Source organism: Pseudarthrobacter enclensis, from assembly GCF_030811655.1.
In the GTDB taxonomy this organism is placed as follows: Bacteria; Actinomycetota; Actinomycetes; order Actinomycetales; family Micrococcaceae; genus Arthrobacter; species Arthrobacter enclensis_A.
This window is the reverse complement of sequence record NZ_JAUSRE010000012.1, coordinates 1-18,396: the sequence shown is the minus strand read 5'-3', so window position 1 is coordinate 18,396 and position 18,396 is coordinate 1. Positions and strand designations below refer to the sequence as shown.

Genomic DNA, 18,396 nt, shown 5'->3' with positions numbered 1-18,396 from the left:
TGGAGGCGCTGTGCGCGCATGGTGGGTGGATGAGCCCGGCCCCATGTCCACCCATCCGTTGGTCCAGGGAAGCCGTGCCACTCCCCGCCCAGGCGCCCATGAGCTCTTGGTGGAAGTAAGCGTCTGCGGCGTGTGCCGCACGGACCTTCATCTGGCGGAGGGCGACCTGGCCCCGCACCATTGGCGCGTTGTACCCGGGCACGAGGCCGTCGGCGTCGTTATTGGAACCGGGACGGACTGTTCCCGCTTCAAGCCGGGTGACAGGGTGGGCGTGGCCTGGCTGGGCGCAGCCTGCGGCAGGTGCCGCTACTGCCGCCGCGGCGATGAGAACCTGTGCTCGTCACCCGTTTTCACCGGCTGGGACCGGGACGGCGGCTATGCCGAGCACATGACAGTTGCGGAGGATTTCGCCTACCCGGTGCCGGCCGTGTTCACCGACGAACAGGCGGCGCCGTTGCTGTGTTCGGGCATCATCGGCTACCGCGCCCTGAAGCGCGCTGCCCTGCCCGTGGGCGGACGCCTGGGAATCTACGGGTTTGGCAGCTCCGCGCACATCACTGCCCAACTGGCCATCAGGCAGGGTGCCTCGGTGTTCGTCATGACCCGCTCCGAAAGTGCGCGGAAGCTCGCGCTGGAGCTGGGAGCGGAGTACGCGGGGGGCGCCGGGGACAACCCGCCGGTACCGCTCGACTCCGCCATCCTCTTTGCCCCGGCGGGTGACCTTGTTCCCGTCGCACTGCGCGCCCTGGACCGGGGTGGAACCCTGGCCATCGCCGGGATCCACCTGACTGCGATTCCTGCCCTGGACTACGGCAGGGAGCTCTTTTTCGAACGCCAGGTAATGAGCGTGACGGCCAATACCCGGGCTGATGGGGAAGAGTTCCTGGCGTTGGCCGCCAGGCTCTCCCTGGCCCTCACCACCATCACCTACCCGTTCGATGCCGCGGACAGGGCGCTGGAAGACCTGGCTGCGGACAGGGTGACGGGCTCGGCCGTACTCCGGGTCCGGCCGGAGCAGGCGCCAAGCTGACTCGACCGGCCTTACCCAAACAGGACGGCGGCCTCCTGGTAGCGCGCCTCGGGGACCACCTTCAGTTCTCCCAGCGCTTCCTCGAGGTTGGCGTTGACGATGTCCGTGCCACGCAGTGCCACCATGGTGCCCCATCTGCCTGCAGCTGCGGATGCGACGGCGGCAAGCCCCAGCCTGGTGGCCAGCACACGGTCAAAGGCCGTGGGTTCCCCGCCCCGCTGAATGTGGCCCAGCACGGTCGCCCGGGTTTCGATGCCGGACCTCAATTGAAGTTCTCCTTCAAGCAGCAGCCCAATGCCACCCAGCCTCGGCCGGCCAAAGGTATCAAGGCCACGTGGTGCGTAGGGCGCCGGGTGACCCTCTGGTGCGAAGGCTTCGGCTACCACTACAAGGGGCGCCCTGCCGCGGTCACGGGCGGAAAGAACCCATGAGCAGATTTGGTCCAGGGACACAGGATGCTCAGGTATCAGGATGGCATGGGCGCCGGAGGCCATCCCCGAATGCAGTGCTATCCAACCTGCGTTACGGCCCATCACTTCGGCGACCATGCACCGGTGATGCGATTCGCCTGTGGTCCGCAGGCGGTCTATTGCTTCCGTGGCAGTTTGCACTGCAGAGTCAAAGCCAAACGTGTAGTCCGTCGCGCCGAGGTCATTGTCGATGGTCTTGGGCACCCCCACCACATTGATGCCTTGTCTGCACAGTTCCCGGGCGGCGGCCAACGTCCCTTCCCCTCCAATGGCAATCAGGCCCTCCAGCCTGTTGCGCTGAAAGCAGGCGCGTACACCGTCGATTCCTTTCCCGACCAGCGGGTTGGTCCGGGAAGTACCCAGGATGGTTCCGCCGAGCCGGGAAATCCCCCTGACACTTGTCCGGGGCAGCGGAACAACATCCTGTTCCAGGACACCCCGCCACCCGTCCAGGAAACCGAGGAATTCGTATCCGTGCTTAACGTCCCCGCCCAGCACGGCTCCCCGGATCACTGCATTTAGTCCCGGACAGTCGCCGCCGCTGGTGAGGATTCCCAGCCGCTTCACGGCGCCGGCACCCCTGGCACCTGCGCAGGCAGCGGGAAATGCCTGGTCTGGCCGGGTGGCAGAACCACGTCGCGTCCATGCACCCGCACCTTGATAGGACCGGCGTCACCGGGGCCAGAGGCGATGCTCATGTGCCGGCCCTTGAGATGGACCCTCAGCAGGTGTCCGCGGTACAGGACCTCGAAGGCAACGGCACGGAGCCCTGTGGGCAGGTTGGGGGCGAACAGGATGGTGTCACCGCTGAAGCGAAGGCCCGCAAAGCTGCGCTGCACGACGTCAATGGTTCCTCCCATCGCCCCCAGGTGGATACCCGAGCGAGTGGTGCCGTGCTGGGTATCGTCAAGGTCGGCGTCGAGCGCTTCCCGAAAACTGTCCCACGCCCGGTCCGCGTCAAGGGCCGCCAGGACCGACGCGTGCGCAACCCGGCTCAGCGTTGACCCGTGGGCCGTCCTGGCCAGATAGTACTCGATGGTCCGGTTGAGCTGTTCCTGCGTAAAGCCGTAATGCAGCCGCTGAAGAATGGTTATCAGCCCTTCGTGCCCCAGGAGGTACGGCAGCATCAGGACATCCGCCTGCTTGGCCAACTTGTAGCAGTTGGTTGCGTCGTCTTCGGCTTCAAGGATCAGGTCCAGTCGTTCGATGTCGCCGTATTTGTCCCGGTAATGCTCCCAGTCCAGCTCCTTTAGTTCGCCGTAGCCCTCGAACTGGCTTATGATGCCGTCGCTGTGAAAGGGGACGTACATGGCGGCCCCCATGTGCACCCACCCGGCTGTTTCCTCGTCTGTGATACCAAGTCGTTCCTTAAGCCCTGTGCGTTCGCTGCCGTGCAGGAAGGACACGATTCCCGCTGCCTGGGAGCAAACCCACGCCGTCATGACGTTGGTGTAGGCGTTGTCGTCCAGCCCTGGGGCGTCGCGCCCGGGATACCCGGTATGGTACTCGTCCGGCCCCACCACGCCACGCACATGGTACCGGCCGTCCTGTTGGTCGTAGTCCGCCAGGGAGCGGAAGAAACGGGCAACCTCGATCACCAGCTCGGCCCCTTTTTGAAGGAGCCAGATCTTGTTCCCGGTGGCCTGGAAGTATTGCCAGGCGTTGAAGGCTACTGCCAGGCCGGAGTGGACCTGCAGGTGCGAATGATCCCTGACCCACCTGCCGGATCTCTCGTTGTACAGCCATTTCGGCGTTTCCTCGGTCCCGTCGCTGCCACTTTGCCACGGGAACTTTGCCCCCGCCATCCCCTGCGCCTTTGCAGCATCCCGGGCGGCCGGAAGCCTCCGCCATCTGTAATCGATCACGGACCGGGCAATGTCAGGCGTCCTTGACGTTAGTACTGGCAGGACGAACAGTTCGTCCCAAAAGACGTGGCCGCGGTAGCCCTCGCCGTGCAGGCCGCGGGCGGTAACGCCGGCATCCAGTTCAGCGGTGTGGTGTGTCAGCGTTTGCAGGAGATGAAAGATGTGCAGGTTGAGGACCAGGCGAACCTGTACCGGGGCGTCGATCTCCACCATGAACGGCCGGAGTTCACGTCGCCATGCCTCCTCGTGCGCCGCCAGCATGGCTTCGAAGTCCGTGCCCGTACGTTCCAGCACCGCACGGGCACCAGTCTCCGGAGAGGAGATGGCACGGTCGCGGGAGGTCACCACTGCCACCGTCTTGGTGACCCGTACAGCCGTGCCCGCCTCAAGGGAAAGCATCACGGTGCGGAAGTGGAAGGACCCTTTCCTGCCGTCCTCGAATTTTGCTGCATCCTGGGACACATATGTCCGATAAGCTGCGGCGACGCGGATGAGGCTTTGGGTGGTTTCCACCTCGACGATGGAGATCGCGTCCCGGGGCCGCCCCGGGACCGAACAATGCGACGTTGTCCTGTCGCTCAGGTGGACATCGGAGCCGTGGGAACGTTCAGGCAGGTTCGCGTTGCGCACCCCGGCATCAATCCCGCTGCGGAGCTCCACGGCACCACTCCATCCAAGTGCTGTAACAACCGTGTCAAGGACCAGCAGGTGGGGTTCGGCCATGGACGCGAAGCGCATCTGCGCCACTTCCAAGCGCCGGCCATCCCCGCCCTCCAACAAGAGCCTGCGCTCCAGCACCGCCCTCCTGAGATCCAGCACCCTGCGCTCCCGGACGACGGTCAGCCCACCTTCCGACCACCACCGCTGGCCCGCCACCCTCAGATCAAGTGGAAGGCAATCGGGGGCGTTGACCATGTGCTCCTCCAACAGCACTTCACCCGCAGCCTCCGCCCTGACACGGTTGTAGACGCCAGCGAGGTACATGCCGGCGTAGCTGAACGGGCCGCCCTCGGGGGCCGCTCCCCTCACCCCCATGTAGCCGTTGCCCAAGGTGGTCAAGGCTTCCCGGTGCCCCTCGTGTACTGCGTCGAAACCCTCGTAGACGAGGTGCCAGGCGTTGCCGATAACCTGTCCCAGATCCAGCTCGCCCACGTCGTTCAGGACACTGTCGGCGCCCGCGGCTTCGAGCTGCCGGCGGTTGCCAGTGCGGTCAATTCCAACGACCATGCCGAACCCGCCCCGCCGTCCTGCCTCAACGCCTGCCGCGGAATCCTCCACCACCACGGCATGTGACGGAGCCACCCCCAGCCGCGATGCCGCCGCAAGAAAGACGTCAGGCGCGGGCTTGCCGCGCAGACCCAGCCCAGCCGCCGTCGTACCATCCATCACTGCCGTGAACAGATCGTGGATGCCCGCCGCCTGCAGGACCAACGCCGCGTTCCGGCTCGAGGTGACCACGGCGGTGGGCACCCCCGCAGCAACAAGCCTCTGCAGCAGCTTGAGTGTCCCGGGGTAGCTTTCCACGCCGTCATTCCGCAGGTGTTGCAGGAACAACTCGTTTTTCCAGGCGCCCAACCCGAAACCAGTCCAGGTACCGGGCTCGTCGGTCTCCTTGCCCTTGTCAACCTCCACTCCCCTGGCGGCGAGGAAGCGCACCACACCTTCCTCCCGCGGCATGCCATCAATGAAGGAGAGGTAGTCAGCCCTGCTGAGTGGCGCACGGTTGGCCCCAGCCGGAACCCTCGGGTCATTCAGGATCCGCTCGAAGGCGTCTTTCCACGCAGCCTGGTGGACCAGGGCCGTGTTGGTCACCACCCCGTCCAGGTCGAAAATGACGGCGTCGAACGGTGGCTTGGCGGCGGCGGCGGTTGGCGACGCAATCATAGGTCAGTGGTACCAGCAAGCCGTGATTCGGGACAGGGCCGTTGGGCCCGGCCGCCGCGTCCCCTTTCCCGCGCCACTGTCACCTGCGTCTAGCCGGCAGCGCCGTGCTCCACGTGGTTCCACCAGGTCAGCGGGGAAGTGATGGTGAAGCGTCTGCCTGATACCGACGTTGGGACGATCCGGACAAAGTGGTTCTTCTCGCCGGACTGCCAGGGGAACAGCGTGAGGCCGGCCCCGGTCAGGAGTTCTTCCGATGGTTCCAGGATGACGGCCTTGCCCTTCACCAGGACGCTCCATGCCTGGGCGTCGTCATGGCCATCGGCTTCAAGCGCGACGGCGAGTGGTCCCCCGGCTGCGCGCAGTTTGGTACCTTCTCCGGTACGGAACAGGACGGTGTCGTGGTCCACCTTGTAGTTGACCGGGAAGACTTCCGGATACCCGTCCACGAGGACGGCGAGGTGCCCCACGGACACTCCGCGCAGCAAGTCCCAGCACGCGCCGGCAGCCAGGACTTCGGTGGGCGCTTGCGGCGGGTCGTTGTGCATAGAGTGGACGGTACCTGGCTGCCGGGCGGCCCACTAGAGTATTTTGGCCCGGCCTTTTGTTGGGGACGGCAAACAAAAACACCCCGGTCCGGGACCGGGGTGTCATGAGCAAGGCCGGGGCATCCGCTTGGATGCCCCGGCCTTGTCCGAGGGTGGAGATGGGGGGAATTGAACCCCCGTCCGATGTCGTGTTGTCAGGGCTTCTCCGGGCGCAGTTTGCGTCGGATTTTCTCGGCCCCAGCCATGCCGCAAACAGCTGGCTGATCCGGGCCCAGTCATCTAAAAGTCCCGTTTACTCCGATGACGGGAGCAAACAGCAGTGGCTACCTAAATGACGCCAGGATCCGGGGCGATAGCAACCCCGGGCTGACGGACTGTCTTACTGCTTAGGCAGCAAGAGCGAAGTCAGTGCGCTTAGATTCGGCACTTATTGGTTTGCAGAAAGCGTTTACGAGATAATTCTGCATCCTCGGCCCGCTTCACCTGTCGCGACTAACACCGTCGAAACCGATCATCCCCGTATTTTGTTACCAAACCGGCTGGCAAGCCTCCCGGACTATCAATACTAACGCACTCCCTTCCGAAATAATTCCTAGCGGCGGCGGTTGCGCTCGCGCATCTCGCGCTGGGCCTCACGGTTGTCCTGCTGTTCCCGCAGAGTCTGCCGCTTGTCATACTCGCGCTTGCCGCGGGCAACGGCGATTTCCACCTTGGCCCGACCGTCCACAAAGTAGAGCTGGAGCGGCACGATGGTGTAACCGGGTTCCTGGACCTTGCGGGAAATCTTAATGAGTTCCTCGCGGTGCAGCAGCAGCTTACGGCGGCGGCGCGCGGCGTGGTTGGTCCAGCTGCCCTGGTTGTACTCCGGAATGTGGATTGCTTCCATCCACAGTTCGTCGTTGTAGAACGTGCAGAATCCGTCCACCATCGAAGCGTGGCCCTCGCGCAGCGACTTCACCTCGGTGCCCATCAGCGCGATGCCGGCCTCGTACGTGTCCAGCACATGGTAGTCGTGCCGGGCCTTGCGGTTGGTGGCCACCACCTTACGGCCACTTTCTTTAGGCACGGGGCAACTCCTCAGGGTCAGGTTGGACTCTCCGCGCCCGGCGGCGCGGAGCTATACCAGTCTACGGCAGCAGCGTTCCCCCTAGAGCAGCCCCATGGGGTCCACGGCCTTGCCGTTGAGCCATGTCTCGAAGTGGGCATGGCATCCGGTGGAGTTGCCGGTGCTGCCCGAGTAGGCGATCAGCTGTCCCTGCGAGACGTGCTGGCCGTTCGAAACCACGATGCTCGAGTTGTGGTAGTAGATGGTGGTCAGGGTATTGCCCTGCACCACCCCATGGTCGATCTTCACGCGCCATCCGCCGCCGTCGGCGGAGTTCCAGCCGGAGCTGAAGACTTCCCCGGCAGCAGCTGCGTAGACAGGGGTGCCGCAGGCGGCGCCGAAATCGATGCCGGTGTGCATGTACCCGCCGGTGCCGTAGAAGTCGATGGTCCCCGGCGGAGTGAGGCGGTAGCCAAATCCGGAGGTGATGGGGATGCTGCCGTCGAAGGGGTGGCGCAGGCCAAAGGCCGACGGCGATCCCGCGGCAGGCGGTACGTACGGCTGGACAGGCGGGGCCGGGCGGTTGGCTGCCGCGGCTGCCGCAGCAGCAGCTGCTGCCGCAGCCTCTGCCTGCCTGCGCTGTTCGGCTTCCCAGGCCTCGCGGGCTTTCCGGTCGCGTTCGGCGATTTCGTTGGCCACCTGGTTCTGGTTCGCCTGAACGCCCGCAAGCTGCGCCTGGATGCCGGGCTTGGCTGCCTGCAGTTCGGCGTCAAGGCGTGTGGTGTCCGCGATCAGCTGGTCAACCTGGGCTTTTTTGGCCGCAGCTTCGTCCCGGGCAGCCTTTTCCCGTTCCAGGGCCGCGTCAGCCTTGGCTTTGAGGTCCTTGATTTCCGCTTCCACTGCCTGGAGGCGCGCCTCGGAATTGACGTTGGTGGCGTTCTGCTGGTTGAGCTTGTCCATGGCCGCGTTTTGGCTGCGCATTGCCTGGTCTGCCAGGTCCATGGTGTCGGTAAGGCTGCCGCCGCCGTTCGAGCCGAAGAAGAGCGACAAGTTGGAAGGGACTCCGCCGGACTTGTAGGCCTGGGTGGCTATCTGCCCAATCAGCTTCTTGGTGTCGGCGATCTTCTGCTTGTCCGCTTCCAGCTGCTGGGTGATCTTCGCCTTGTTCTGTTGCGCCATGTCGACGCGTGCCGCAAGAGCTTCCGATTCCTTCACCGCGCTGGCCACGCGGCCCTGCGCGTCAAGGAGGTCCTGCTGCGCACCCGGCAGCTGGCCCTGGTAGATCACCAGGTCACCGGCAGCCTTCGCAATCCTGGAATCGACGAACTCAAGCGAGGCCTGAACGCGGGCGGCTTCGGTCTCGAGCGCCTTCTGCTTGTCATCCAGGTCGTCGGCGAACGCGACCGGGGTGGCGATGGCCATGCCGGCGGAAAGGAGGACGGTGAGCACGCCGCTGACGATCCCCAACCGGCGGGCAGCGGCCAGCCGGTTGCTGCGCCGGGGAAGGGGCGGGTTCTGATCGGTTACGTTCATGGGCATTCCTTGGTCGGTGTGCACAGCCTAAACGCGCAAATATCTGCGTAAGGTCAAGAGAGACGAAATTCCTGCCAAGGATCCGCCAAGGACCAGCAGTGCCGGGGCGAGGATGAGCGTCTGCCCGGATGAGATGAAGGCCGTGTCCGGATACTGGCGGGACATGTAGTCGCCCAGGAAGAACTGCGCAACTGCCCACAGGGTGCCCGAAGCCAGGGCAGCTCCAATCACTGCCGCAATGACGCCCTCCAGGATGAATGGTAACTGGATCACGGTCTTGGAGGCGCCGACAAGACGCATGATGCCGGTTTCCCTGCGCCTGCTGAATGCGGAAAGGCGGATGGTGGTGGCAATCAGAAGAATGGCGCAGACGATCATGACGCCGGCGATGCCTACTGCCACCAGCGACGCGCCGTTCATTACGGAGAAGAGGCGTTCGAGCAGCTGGCGCTGGTCAATCACGGTTTCCACCCCCGGCTGGGAGGAGAAAGTCTCGCTGATGATCTGGTACTTTTCCGGGTCCTTCATGTTGATCCGGAAGGATGCAGGCAGCTGGTCCGGCGTTACCGAATCGACGATGGGTGAGTTGGAGAACTGGTCCTTGAAGTGCTTGTAGGCCTCATCCTTGGACTCGAACTGGAAGTCGTTGATGTACTGCGCCACGGCCGGGGATTCCAGGAGCGCGTTCAGGCCCTTTTGCTGCTCCGGAGTGACGGGCCCTGAAGCGCACCCCGGCGCCGTCGAGCCGTCGCTGCAGAGGAAGATGGCCACCTGGACCTTGTCGTACCAGTAGCCCTTCATTTGGTTGATCTGCATTTGCAGCATGCCGGCCGCGCCCACGAACGTCAGGGACACGAAGGTCACCAGGATGACTGAGACCACCATGGAGAGGTTGCGGCGCAGGCCGCTGCCGATCTCGGAAAGAATGAATGCGAGCCTCACTGCTGGGCCTCGCCTTCGGCACGGTTGCCCGGCAGGCCGGCGTCGGGCGCTTCCCGGCCACTGGCATCCTTGAGGCGCCGCGATTGTCCGACGACGGGAATCATCGACGTGTAGAGAGCCTTGGCTTCGTCGCGGATCACCACTCCGTTCTTTAGTTCGACCACCCGTTTGCGCATCTCGTTGACGATGTCGTCATCGTGCGTGGCCATCACCACGGTGGTTCCGTTTTGGTTGATCTTGTCCAGCACGCCCATGATTCCCATAGACGTAGTGGGGTCCAGGTTTCCGGTGGGCTCGTCCGCGAGGAGGATTCCCGGGCGGTTGACCACCGCGCGGGCGATGGCCACGCGCTGCTGCTCGCCGCCGGAGAGTTCGTGCGGCATGCGGTGTTCCTTGCCCTCGAGGCCTACCGTCTTGAGCACCTCGGGGACGGTGTCGCGGATGACGCTGCGGCTCTTGCCGATGACCTGCATGGCAAACGCGACGTTGGCGAACACATTCTTTTGGGGCAGGAGGCGGAAGTCCTGGAAGACGACGCCGATGCCGCGGCGGAGGCGCGGGACCCGCCAACTGGAGATTTTGGCGACGTTCTGGCCTGCGACGTAGACCGCCCCCGAGGTGGCACGGTCTTCCTTCAGCACCAGTCGCAGGAAGGTTGACTTTCCGGAGCCGGACGCGCCGACAAGGAAGGCGAATTCGCCGCGGTCAATCTCAAGGTTGACGGAGTCCAGTGCCGGACGGGCTTTCTGGTCGTATACCTTGGTGACATTTTCGAATCGGATCATGGCCCTAAGTACCCTGCAGGGCAGGACTGATCCTTCTGACGCAGCCCAGTTCTGCAGCCGGTGCACGGGTTTTCGTTGGGGGAAGGTAGGGCCCCGGCCCCTCGACTATACGCAGGACAGCCCGGGGTTGGCCGGGCTTTCCGGGGCGTGTCGCCGGATCCGATGGCGACCTGCGGGCCGGCCTGCTACTTTTCGGCGTTGCGGTTATCAGTACGCCAGCGGATGCCGGCGTCGATGAAGTCGTCGATCTCGCCGTCGAACACTGCCGACGTGTTGCCCACTTCGTGTTCCGTGCGCAGGTCCTTCACCATCTGGTACGGGTTGAGGACGTAGGAACGCATCTGGTCGCCCCAGGAGGCTTTGACGTCCCCGGCCAGGGCCTTCTTCTCCGCGTCTTCCTGTTCTTTCTTGAGCAGGAGGAGCCGGGATTGCAGCACGCGCATAGCCGCGGCCCGGTTTTGGAGCTGTGACTTCTCGTTCTGCATCGACACGACGGTGCCGGTAGGAATGTGGGTGAGGCGCACCGCGGAGTCGGTGGTGTTAACCGACTGACCGCCGGGGCCCGACGAACGGAATACATCGACCCTGATTTCGTTGTCCGGGATGTCGATGGAGTCAGTCTGTTCGATCAGCGGGATGACTTCCACTGCTGCGAACGACGTCTGGCGCCGGCCCTGGTTGTCGAACGGGCTGATCCGGACCAGTCGGTGGGTTCCTGCTTCAACGCTGAGGGTGCCGTAGGCGTACGGCGCCTTGACCTCGAACGTGGCCGATTTCAGGCCGGCCTCCTCCGCGTACGAGGTGTCCATAACCGTCGTGGGGTAACCGTGACGCTCGGCCCAACGGAGGTACATGCGCATCAGCATTTCGGCGAAATCTGCTGCATCGACTCCGCCGGCTCCCGCACGGATGGAGACCACGGCTTCGCGCTCGTCATATTCCCCTGACAGCAGGGTGACCACTTCCAGGTCCTTGAGGGCCTTCTTGATGGATTCGAGTTCGGCCGCGGCCTCCCCCATCGAGTCGGCGTCGTCCTCGTCCTGGCCGAGTTCCACCAGCACTTCGAGGTCGTCAATCCGGGACTGGAGGTTGGTGAGGCGCTCAAGCTCCGACTGGCGATGGGACAGCCGGGAAGTGATTTTCTGGGCCGCGGCAGGATCGTCCCAAAGATCCGGCTCCCCTGCCCGTTCGCTGAGTTCGGCGATGTCCTCCTTGAGCGCTTCGATGTCGGTCACGCGTTCGATGGACTCGTAGGTGGCGCGGAGCGCGCGGATTTCAGCGGAAAAATCAATATTGGCCATGGTCGTTTAAGCCTACGCTATCGGCGCATACTGCCCCGGTGCGGCTATCGCGTCAACCGGGAGCGGGCTATTGACGTCGCCTCGATCCGGATGCCGTCTGGAATGAGGAAGTTGACCACCGGCGGATGCACGGCCGCGCTGAGGACCACGACGGCGGTGGAGCCGTCCGGCGTCCCCGTCGCTCCCGTGACGGCAAGGTCCGAAAAACGCTGGGATGCAGGACTTCGGGCAACGAAATCGGCAGCCACATTCCGGATCCGCGCGGGGTTAAGCACGGCTGAAGGGCTTCCGCCCTGTGTTGCGACTTCGCCCAGGGTGTAGCTGTCTGCCGCGGCAAGGGAAGCTCCGTCCGCCAGGGACAGCAGCCGTTTGTGCTCCAGATATACGGCGGAAATGCCTACAACGACCGTGGCGACCAACAGCGCCAAAACCACGTAACCCAGGATCATCACCATCAACTGGCCGCTTTCGTCCCGTTCGTCGCGCCTCACCGGTAACGGCCCACCAGTTGCGTGGAAGAAGCGGTGACCTCTGTGGCAGACAATCCTTCAGCAAATGGCATGAACGGCAGCGCGACGCGGAGGCTGACGTTCACCGTTACCGTGCTGCCCGCCGCCTGGCAGTCGGCTGGATTGCAGGACGTGGTCACGCTGGCCCGGTTCGGTTGGTGCCCGAAATCGGAAAGGGCCAGGGCCACGGCCCGCTCTGCAGCAGCTTGGGCGGTGGCGGCATCGGGTTGGACAATGTAGACCTTGGCCGCCTGGTCTGCAGCGCCCACCACCGCGAAGGAGCCACCTTGGATCTGGCTGACCGTGATGACGAAGTACACCAGCGGGACCATGAGCAGAAGTGCCAGGAACGTAAACTCCACAATGGCACTCCCCTCTTCAAGCCCGGAGCCCTGCTGCGCCGTCTGCTGCCCGCGGTGGATGTCCCCGCGCACGGCACGTCGCGCCGGCCCCTGGTTCGTCCCCGTATCCGGGTCGAAGTCCGTCTCCGTTTCGCGGCACAGCGCGCCGGAGAGGCGGATCTTGAAGCGAACGTAAAGCGTGGAACCGGGCAGCGGGTTGAAGCCGCGCGAATCAGGGCTGGACAGCCGCATGCCCCTTCACCTCCAACATGTCCCGCGGCCCGATCAGACCGATGACGGGCATGGGAGAGCGCACTGTAACTTCCAGGGTGCGCATGCCGTGGACGTTCACCTCCCGGGTACTGACCCGTTCCGCGAAGCCCGGGTTGAGGGCCACGCTTATGAGGCTTCGGGTTCGTTCTTCAGCATCGGAGGCGTTCCTGTCAGCAAGTGTTCCGTACCGGGCACCCGATGCCGCAGCATCGATGAGGGTGTTCCGGACGTGCAAGACGAGGGTCAGCTGCATGATGGCAAGGAAGAACATCGTCAGCAGTCCGCCAACCAGAACGAAGTCCACGACCGCTGCCCCCCGCTCCCCCGGCCGGGACAACTCCGGCGCCACGCCGAGGTGCAGGCGCGGATGCACCTTCGACCCCTGAGCGGAGCTCACGGGTCAGTTCCCCACTTTGTCCATGGCCTGGTTGAACATGGCCTCCAGGGCGGGGCCGGCGAGAGCCAGCAGTGCTGCCACCAGCACCGCTGACATCAGGGTTATCATCACCCAGCCCGGCACGTCGCCCCGCTCCCGGTCGTCATTCGGGGCCGGCCACGTGGATTGGCCGGCATTCCGCCTCCCGCGGCTCTGTGTGATGCCGCCTTGCATACGCGAAGGCCGAACCGACCGGGTCATCCCTACCTGCAACAGCATCCCAAGGCCAAGAAGCAGCATCGCACAGCGGGTTCCCATGTTTTTCATCTTGCGTCCTATTCCTGTTCCTTGAAGGGGATTTGAAGTCGTCGAGTCGAAATTTCGGTTCTTGCTTCCATCAGAACCCCAGGTTGATTGCGGCGAGGCCCGGGAAGACCGCAAACACGACGGTCAGGGGAAGCACTCCGAAAACCAGGGGCACCATCATGGCGATTTCCTTCTTTCCTGCGGCCTCCATCAGGTCGCGCTTGGCCGTATCGCGGACGTCCTGCGCCTGTGCACGGAGTACGTCGGCCAGTGGTGTCCCTCGCTCGACCGCGACAATGATTCCGTCCATGAACCGGACCAACGGCGCAAGGTCGGTGCGCGCGGAAAATTCCTGCAGTGCCAGGACCAAGGGTTTGCCGGCCCTTGTCTCTGTGAGGATTCTCGAGAATTCCCGGGACAGTTCGCCGTTCGCGCTCCTGCAGACGCGGTCCAAAGCCCCTGCAGCGCTCTCCCCTGCACCCACAGCGAGTGCCATCAACTCGGCAAGGCTGGGAAACTCTGCCATCATCCTGGTTTCGCGCCGACGCACCTGGACACCCAGCCAGTAGTCCCGGAGTACAAACCCTCCTGCAGCGCTGCCGATGACTATCACGGCCGAAATGATCGGGCTGACCCTGCCCGCTGCTGCTCCAAGAAGGATAAAGATCAGCGAGAGGATGAATCCGCCCGCTGCCCAAAGCAATTGCTCTGCGCGAAAGTCGATGGGCGATTTATTGAAGCCCGCCTGTGCCAGCCTCCGGCCCGTTGCGCCAGGAGAAGGGTTGAACTTGCCCAGGGCCGACCGCCACTCCTGGAAGACGGGACGAAGGATGCGCTCGAGGGGGCCGAAGGGTGTCAGGTTCTGCTCACTGGTGCGCAGGAGCCGCGATTCCAGGTTCTGTGATTTCAGCTGGGGCTCAATCCGCTCTGAAAGCGTCATGGGGCGCATCGGCGGTGAACGGAAGATGACAAGCCATAAACCGAGTCCAAGACCTACACCGCAGATTACAGCTCCTGGGGACATGACCATCATCGGAGGACCCTTTCATCCTGCGGTAGGGCCCCGATCTTCAGCATGACCGTGTAGCAGATCAGCGAGACCACCAAACCGCCCAGCAGAACCACAGCCCCCACAGGCGTGTTGTAGGCCTGGATTGCTTCCGGCCTGGTTGCAAGAAGAAGCATGACGATCCAGGGCGCAGCGACGGCAAGCCTGGCTGCGTTGATTGTCCAGGACTGCCGGGCTTCAAGCTCACTGCGTGTCCGGGCGTTCTCGCGCAGGAATTCGGCCAGAGTACCAAGAAGCTTCCCGAGGTCCGAGCCCCCAACTTCCCGCGTCAGCCGGAGCGCCTCGATGATACGGTCGGCAACCGGATCAGCGAGCCGCTGCTTCAGCTCGTTGAGAGAACCGTCAAACTGGCCTCCCGCACGGTAGTCGGCACCAAACTCGCGGAACACCGGCCGCAGTTCCTCAGGTCCTTTATCTCCGAGCTGGATAAGGGCCTCCGGCATTGGAAGCCCTGCACGGATCGCCGACCGGAGATGGTCCACAACATCAGGCCAGAGTTGGCGCAGCATGGCCATCCTCTTTTTGGCCCGCCAGCGGAGAATTGTGATCGGCAGCCAGGCTCCAAAAAGGCTGAAGCAACCGGCTATCGGCCAAGACCGGCTGAGGGCGTAGAAGACGAGTGCCACGAAAATACCAAGCCCCAGGCACGTACCGGCCAAACCCCGGGGCGATACCTTGTCCACGCCCGCGGCAGCGAGCAGGTCAGCCAGGCGACCAGGCTTACGTTCCCGGTCTCCGCGGGCAGGGGTCTCCCAGCAGGACCACCAGATGAGGAAGAAGCCAACGCCCCCCACTGTTCCGGCCAGCGCGGTGATCATCGCGGATCCAGCAGTGCCGAAACGTCGTACCCTGCCTGCGAAAATTTCTCGGCAGCGGGCATCGCGTTCGCCCGGGCCTGCAGAACACCGTCCTCCAGGGCAAAGACCAGCGATGACTCGATCACGCCGTTTTCCACGCGGCGACCCAGCGACAGGATTTGGGTTACTAGGCGCCGGCCGTCACCATGCCTGCTGCAATGCACCACGAGATCTATGCACGACGCAACAGTCGGGACCACGAACGCACTTGAGATGTTGTCCCCGGCCAAAAGCGGAAGTGTGCAGATTTTAGTCACGGCGTCGTACGCCGAATTGGCGTGGACGGTGCACATTCCGGGAAGGCCGCTGTTGAGCGCAATGAGCATGTCCAGGCTTTCGGCTTCCCGTACCTCCCCAACTACCAGGCGGTCCGGACGCATTCGCAATGCCTCCTTGACCAGCCGGCGAAGTGGGATTTCCCCCTCACCTTCAAGGTTTGGTTGACGACACTGAAGTCCTACAACGTCGCGGAGCGGAAACTGCAACTCAAAGATTTCCTCGACCGTAATGACACGTTCCCTGCTTCCAATATCGGCCGCCAGGCAGTTCAGCATGGTCGTCTTGCCTGCCTGGGTTGCGCCTGAGACGAGTATGTTGAGGCCGCTTGCTACGGCCGCGCCGAGGAAACGAGCAGCGTGTGCGGTGAGGGTGCCGAGTTCTACGAGATGCTCCAGACGGCTCGCCCTGACAACGAATTTCCTGATATTCACTGCCCAGTGGCGGCGCGTAACGTCCGGAATGACGACGTGGAGCCTGGACCCGTCGGGAAGCGCAGCGTCTACAAAGGGCGACGACATGTCGAGCCGTCTTCCCGAGCTCTTAAGCATGCGCTCCACGAGATCACGCACCTGCTGTTCGGAGAGAGTCAAAGACGTCAGTTCTGACTCGCCATTACGTGCCACGAAGATTTCGTTGGGGGCATTCAGCCAAATTTCTTCGACGGATGGATCATCAAGCAGAGGTTGGAGCACGCCGAAACCTGCGACGGCGTCAAAGAGGAATCGGCGCGCGGCGTCAAGAGGACCAAGGGGCGGCAGCGGACCCACCAGCGTGCGTTCGTCATAGTCGGAGACCACGGCTTCGACCAGGCGTCGAACCTCGCCGGCCTGCGTGAGCGGGTCCAGCCCTCGCCGGCGGATAAGTTCGCGGACTTCGTCCTCGACAATTTCCAGCGCATCCATATGTTCCCCCATACAACGGCCGCCCCCGATGGAGGCAGTGCGACTGGGTTACAGCCTAGGGAGAGGGGCATCGCCACAACAAGTCATCCAGCCCGTTTGTGGATAAACGAACAACCTCAAGATTCCCACCAGTTGGTGTGAGGATTCAGCAGGGAGCCCCGCAAGATTCACATAAGTAACACCAGAACCACTAGTTCCCCCAGTAACACCGGTGCTAAGGTGAGCGCGTTGTTTATCGAAATAGCACTATCAGGTGGCTTCCTGGGGGAAACACCTGAGCAGTATCCAAAGGGGCGCTTGGGGGAGCGCCGCAATGTCTCCGGAGCAAATATGAAGCGGAACCTGTCTCAGTCCCGTCGCCCAGCCCTGAAATTCTTCGGGCTCCTCGCCCTCGTGGGCTCCTTGTTGGCAGGCCCGGGTCTGAGCGGGGTCGCCTTCGCCACCGATTCCAGCCCGTCGCCGTCACCTTCGGCTACTGCGCCGACGTCGCAGCCCGCGGCTACGCCGCCACCGACGACTGCCCAGGCAACGGCGACGGCAACGGCAACGACCACCCCTAAGCCAAGCGCGGCGCCATCTCCGTCCCCGTCAGCGTCCCAGACCATGGCCGAGGCCGTCGGCAAGGGTGCCGAGATGGGTCAGCGCTCAGCCCGGGTGACGGCTTCCGCGAATACTACGGGCGTGAAACGCCTTAGCGCGGAGTCACTGACGACGCAGGGAACCTGGATGCCGACGTTCGGTGTGCAGGGACTTGACGTCAGCGCCTACCAGACCAATGTCGACTGGCAGCAGCAATGGAACATGGGCGCCAGATTCGCGTATGTGAAGGCATCAGAAGGCAACTACTTCACCAATGACCAGTTCAGCTCCCAGTACCAAGGTTCGCGAAACGTGGGCATGATCCGCGGCGCCTACCACTTTGCCATCCCGAACTGGTCCTCCGGAGCAGACCAGGCCCGCTACTTCGTGCAGAATGGCGGCGGCTGGACTGCGGACGGCTACACGATGCCCCCGGTTCTTGACTTCGAATTCAACCCCTACGAGGGCCGGACCATCAACGGTTTCTACTTCGGCAACACCTGCTACAACATGTCGGCAGACCAATTGTCTTCCTGGGTGCAGGACTTCGGCAACACAATGCTGTCACTGACTGGGCGGCTCCCGGCCATCTACACCAACACCAGCTGGTGGAACCAGTGCCTGGGCAACCAGACAGCCTTCAGCGACTACCCGCTTTGGGTAGCAGCGTACCCAGGGTCCCCGAGCAACGACGCCGGCGCGGTACCAGCGAGCTGGGGCACCTACAGCATCTGGCAGTACAGCAGCACCGGGCCTTTCGCTGGCGACTCGAACGTCTGGAACGGGGATTATGCCGGGCTCCAGGCCTTCGCCGCAGCCGGGGTGCCGGCGGCCGCCAACCAGGCCATAAGCAGCGTCCAGATGCAGACTCCGGGTCTGGGATCGCCTACAACTTCAATAATTTGTGGTCTACGTGACGGTGGCTGCTACCAGAATTTCGACAGTGGAGCGATCGTATGGTCTTCCGCCACTGGCGCCCATGCCTCTCCAAACGGGTCTATCCGTGACGCCTGGAAAGCCTCCGGTTTCGAGGGAGGCGTCCTTGGCTACCCCACCTCAGATCAAACCTGCGGGCTGAAGAACGGCGGCTGCTACCAGAACTTCCAAAACGGAGCCATCATCTGGTCCACCGCTACCGGAGCCCAGGTCTCCACCAACGGACCCATCCGCGACGCCTGGCAGGCCAGCGGTTTCGAGGGAGGCGCCCTGGGCTACCCGACGTCGTCCCAGATCTGCGGACTGAAGGACGGCGGCTGCTACCAGAACTTCCAAAACGGAGCCGTCATCTGGTCCACCGCTACCGGAGCCCAGGTCTCCCCCAACGGACCCGTCCGCGACGCCTGGCAGGCCAGCGGCTTCGAGGGAGGCACCCTGGGCTACCCGACCGGACCGGTAACCTGCGGACTGAAAGACGGCGGCTGCTACCAGAACTTCCAAAACGGAGCCGTCATCTGGTCCACCGCTACCGGAGCCCAGGTCTCCCCCAACGGACCCGTCCGCGACGC

Annotated in this window: 17 protein-coding genes and 1 other RNA gene; 2 read left to right on the top strand and 16 right to left on the bottom strand. The window is 63.6% G+C overall.

Going from position 1 to position 18,396, the window contains the following annotated elements:
* Window positions 1–10 precede the first annotated feature (10 nt).
* Window positions 11–1,030: a zinc-dependent alcohol dehydrogenase family protein gene (locus tag J2X98_RS12455; RefSeq protein WP_307308538.1), complete on the top strand. Its 1,020-nt coding sequence runs from the start codon at window positions 11–13 to the stop codon at window positions 1,028–1,030.
* A gap of 11 nt (window positions 1,031–1,041) precedes the next feature.
* Here J2X98_RS12455 and J2X98_RS12450 read toward each other — a convergent pair whose 3' ends face one another.
* The 16 genes from J2X98_RS12450 to J2X98_RS12375 form a co-directional block, all read right to left on the bottom strand.
* Window positions 1,042–2,067: an ATP-dependent 6-phosphofructokinase gene (locus J2X98_RS12450; RefSeq protein WP_141942196.1), complete on the bottom strand. Its 1,026-nt coding sequence runs from the start codon at window positions 2,065–2,067 to the stop codon at window positions 1,042–1,044.
* Window positions 2,064–5,249: an HAD-IA family hydrolase gene (locus J2X98_RS12445; RefSeq protein WP_307308536.1), complete on the bottom strand. Its 3,186-nt coding sequence runs from the start codon at window positions 5,247–5,249 to the stop codon at window positions 2,064–2,066. The genes J2X98_RS12450 and J2X98_RS12445 overlap by 4 nt, the downstream gene beginning before the upstream one ends.
* 89 nt (window positions 5,250–5,338) lie before the next feature.
* Window positions 5,339–5,794 carry a pyridoxamine 5'-phosphate oxidase family protein gene (locus J2X98_RS12440; RefSeq protein ID WP_141942199.1) on the bottom strand — a complete coding sequence of 152 codons (456 nt, stop codon included), beginning with the start codon at window positions 5,792–5,794 and terminating at the stop codon, window positions 5,339–5,341.
* Window positions 5,795–5,944: 150 nt separating this feature from the next.
* Window positions 5,945–6,313, bottom strand: a transfer-messenger RNA (tmRNA) gene (gene ssrA, locus J2X98_RS12435).
* A 73-nt stretch (window positions 6,314–6,386) separates the two neighbouring features.
* A complete protein-coding gene (gene smpB / locus J2X98_RS12430; RefSeq protein WP_141942201.1) occupies window positions 6,387–6,860 on the bottom strand; it encodes an SsrA-binding protein SmpB in 474 nt (157 codons plus the stop codon).
* An 81-nt stretch (window positions 6,861–6,941) separates the two neighbouring features.
* Complete coding sequence (locus tag J2X98_RS12425) at window positions 6,942–8,372, bottom strand: M23 family metallopeptidase (protein ID WP_307308532.1); 1,431 nt, start codon at window positions 8,370–8,372, stop codon at window positions 6,942–6,944.
* Between the two features lie 27 nt (window positions 8,373–8,399).
* Window positions 8,400–9,314, bottom strand: coding sequence for a permease-like cell division protein FtsX (ftsX, locus tag J2X98_RS12420; RefSeq protein WP_141942205.1), 915 nt, complete (start codon window positions 9,312–9,314; stop codon window positions 8,400–8,402).
* Window positions 9,311–10,099 (bottom strand): cell division ATP-binding protein FtsE, encoded by a 789-nt coding sequence (ftsE, locus tag J2X98_RS12415; protein WP_307308526.1) that lies wholly within the window; start codon window positions 10,097–10,099, stop codon window positions 9,311–9,313. Before ftsE ends, ftsX begins: the two co-directional genes overlap by 4 nt.
* A gap of 185 nt (window positions 10,100–10,284) precedes the next feature.
* A complete protein-coding gene (prfB, locus tag J2X98_RS12410; protein WP_141942209.1) occupies window positions 10,285–11,400 on the bottom strand; it encodes a peptide chain release factor 2 in 1,116 nt (371 codons plus the stop codon).
* A gap of 44 nt (window positions 11,401–11,444) precedes the next feature.
* Window positions 11,445–11,891 (bottom strand): pilus assembly protein TadG-related protein, encoded by a 447-nt coding sequence (locus tag J2X98_RS12405; protein WP_307308522.1) that lies wholly within the window; start codon window positions 11,889–11,891, stop codon window positions 11,445–11,447.
* Window positions 11,888–12,502, bottom strand: a complete 615-nt coding sequence (locus tag J2X98_RS12400; protein WP_307308518.1) for a hypothetical protein — start codon at window positions 12,500–12,502, stop codon at window positions 11,888–11,890. Before J2X98_RS12400 ends, J2X98_RS12405 begins: the two co-directional genes overlap by 4 nt.
* Window positions 12,483–12,896, bottom strand: a complete 414-nt coding sequence (locus J2X98_RS12395) for a TadE family protein (protein WP_307308760.1) — start codon at window positions 12,894–12,896, stop codon at window positions 12,483–12,485. The genes J2X98_RS12400 and J2X98_RS12395 overlap by 20 nt, the downstream gene beginning before the upstream one ends.
* Before the next feature lie 27 nt (window positions 12,897–12,923).
* Entirely contained in the window at window positions 12,924–13,226 is a 303-nt protein-coding gene (locus J2X98_RS12390; protein WP_373460878.1) for a hypothetical protein, read from the bottom strand.
* A 70-nt stretch (window positions 13,227–13,296) separates the two neighbouring features.
* On the bottom strand, window positions 13,297–14,238 hold the full coding sequence (locus J2X98_RS12385) for a type II secretion system F family protein (RefSeq protein WP_307308513.1): 942 nt from the start codon (window positions 14,236–14,238) through the stop codon (window positions 13,297–13,299).
* Complete coding sequence (locus tag J2X98_RS12380) at window positions 14,235–15,092, bottom strand: type II secretion system F family protein (protein WP_307308510.1); 858 nt, start codon at window positions 15,090–15,092, stop codon at window positions 14,235–14,237. The genes J2X98_RS12385 and J2X98_RS12380 overlap by 4 nt, the downstream gene beginning before the upstream one ends.
* Window positions 15,089–16,312 carry a CpaF family protein gene (locus J2X98_RS12375; protein ID WP_307308507.1) on the bottom strand — a complete coding sequence of 408 codons (1,224 nt, stop codon included), beginning with the start codon at window positions 16,310–16,312 and terminating at the stop codon, window positions 15,089–15,091. The genes J2X98_RS12380 and J2X98_RS12375 overlap by 4 nt, the downstream gene beginning before the upstream one ends.
* A gap of 726 nt (window positions 16,313–17,038) precedes the next feature.
* Here J2X98_RS12375 and J2X98_RS12370 point away from each other — a divergent pair.
* A partial coding sequence (locus tag J2X98_RS12370; protein ID WP_307308758.1) for a GH25 family lysozyme occupies window positions 17,039–18,396 on the top strand: 1,358 nt, incomplete at its 3' end.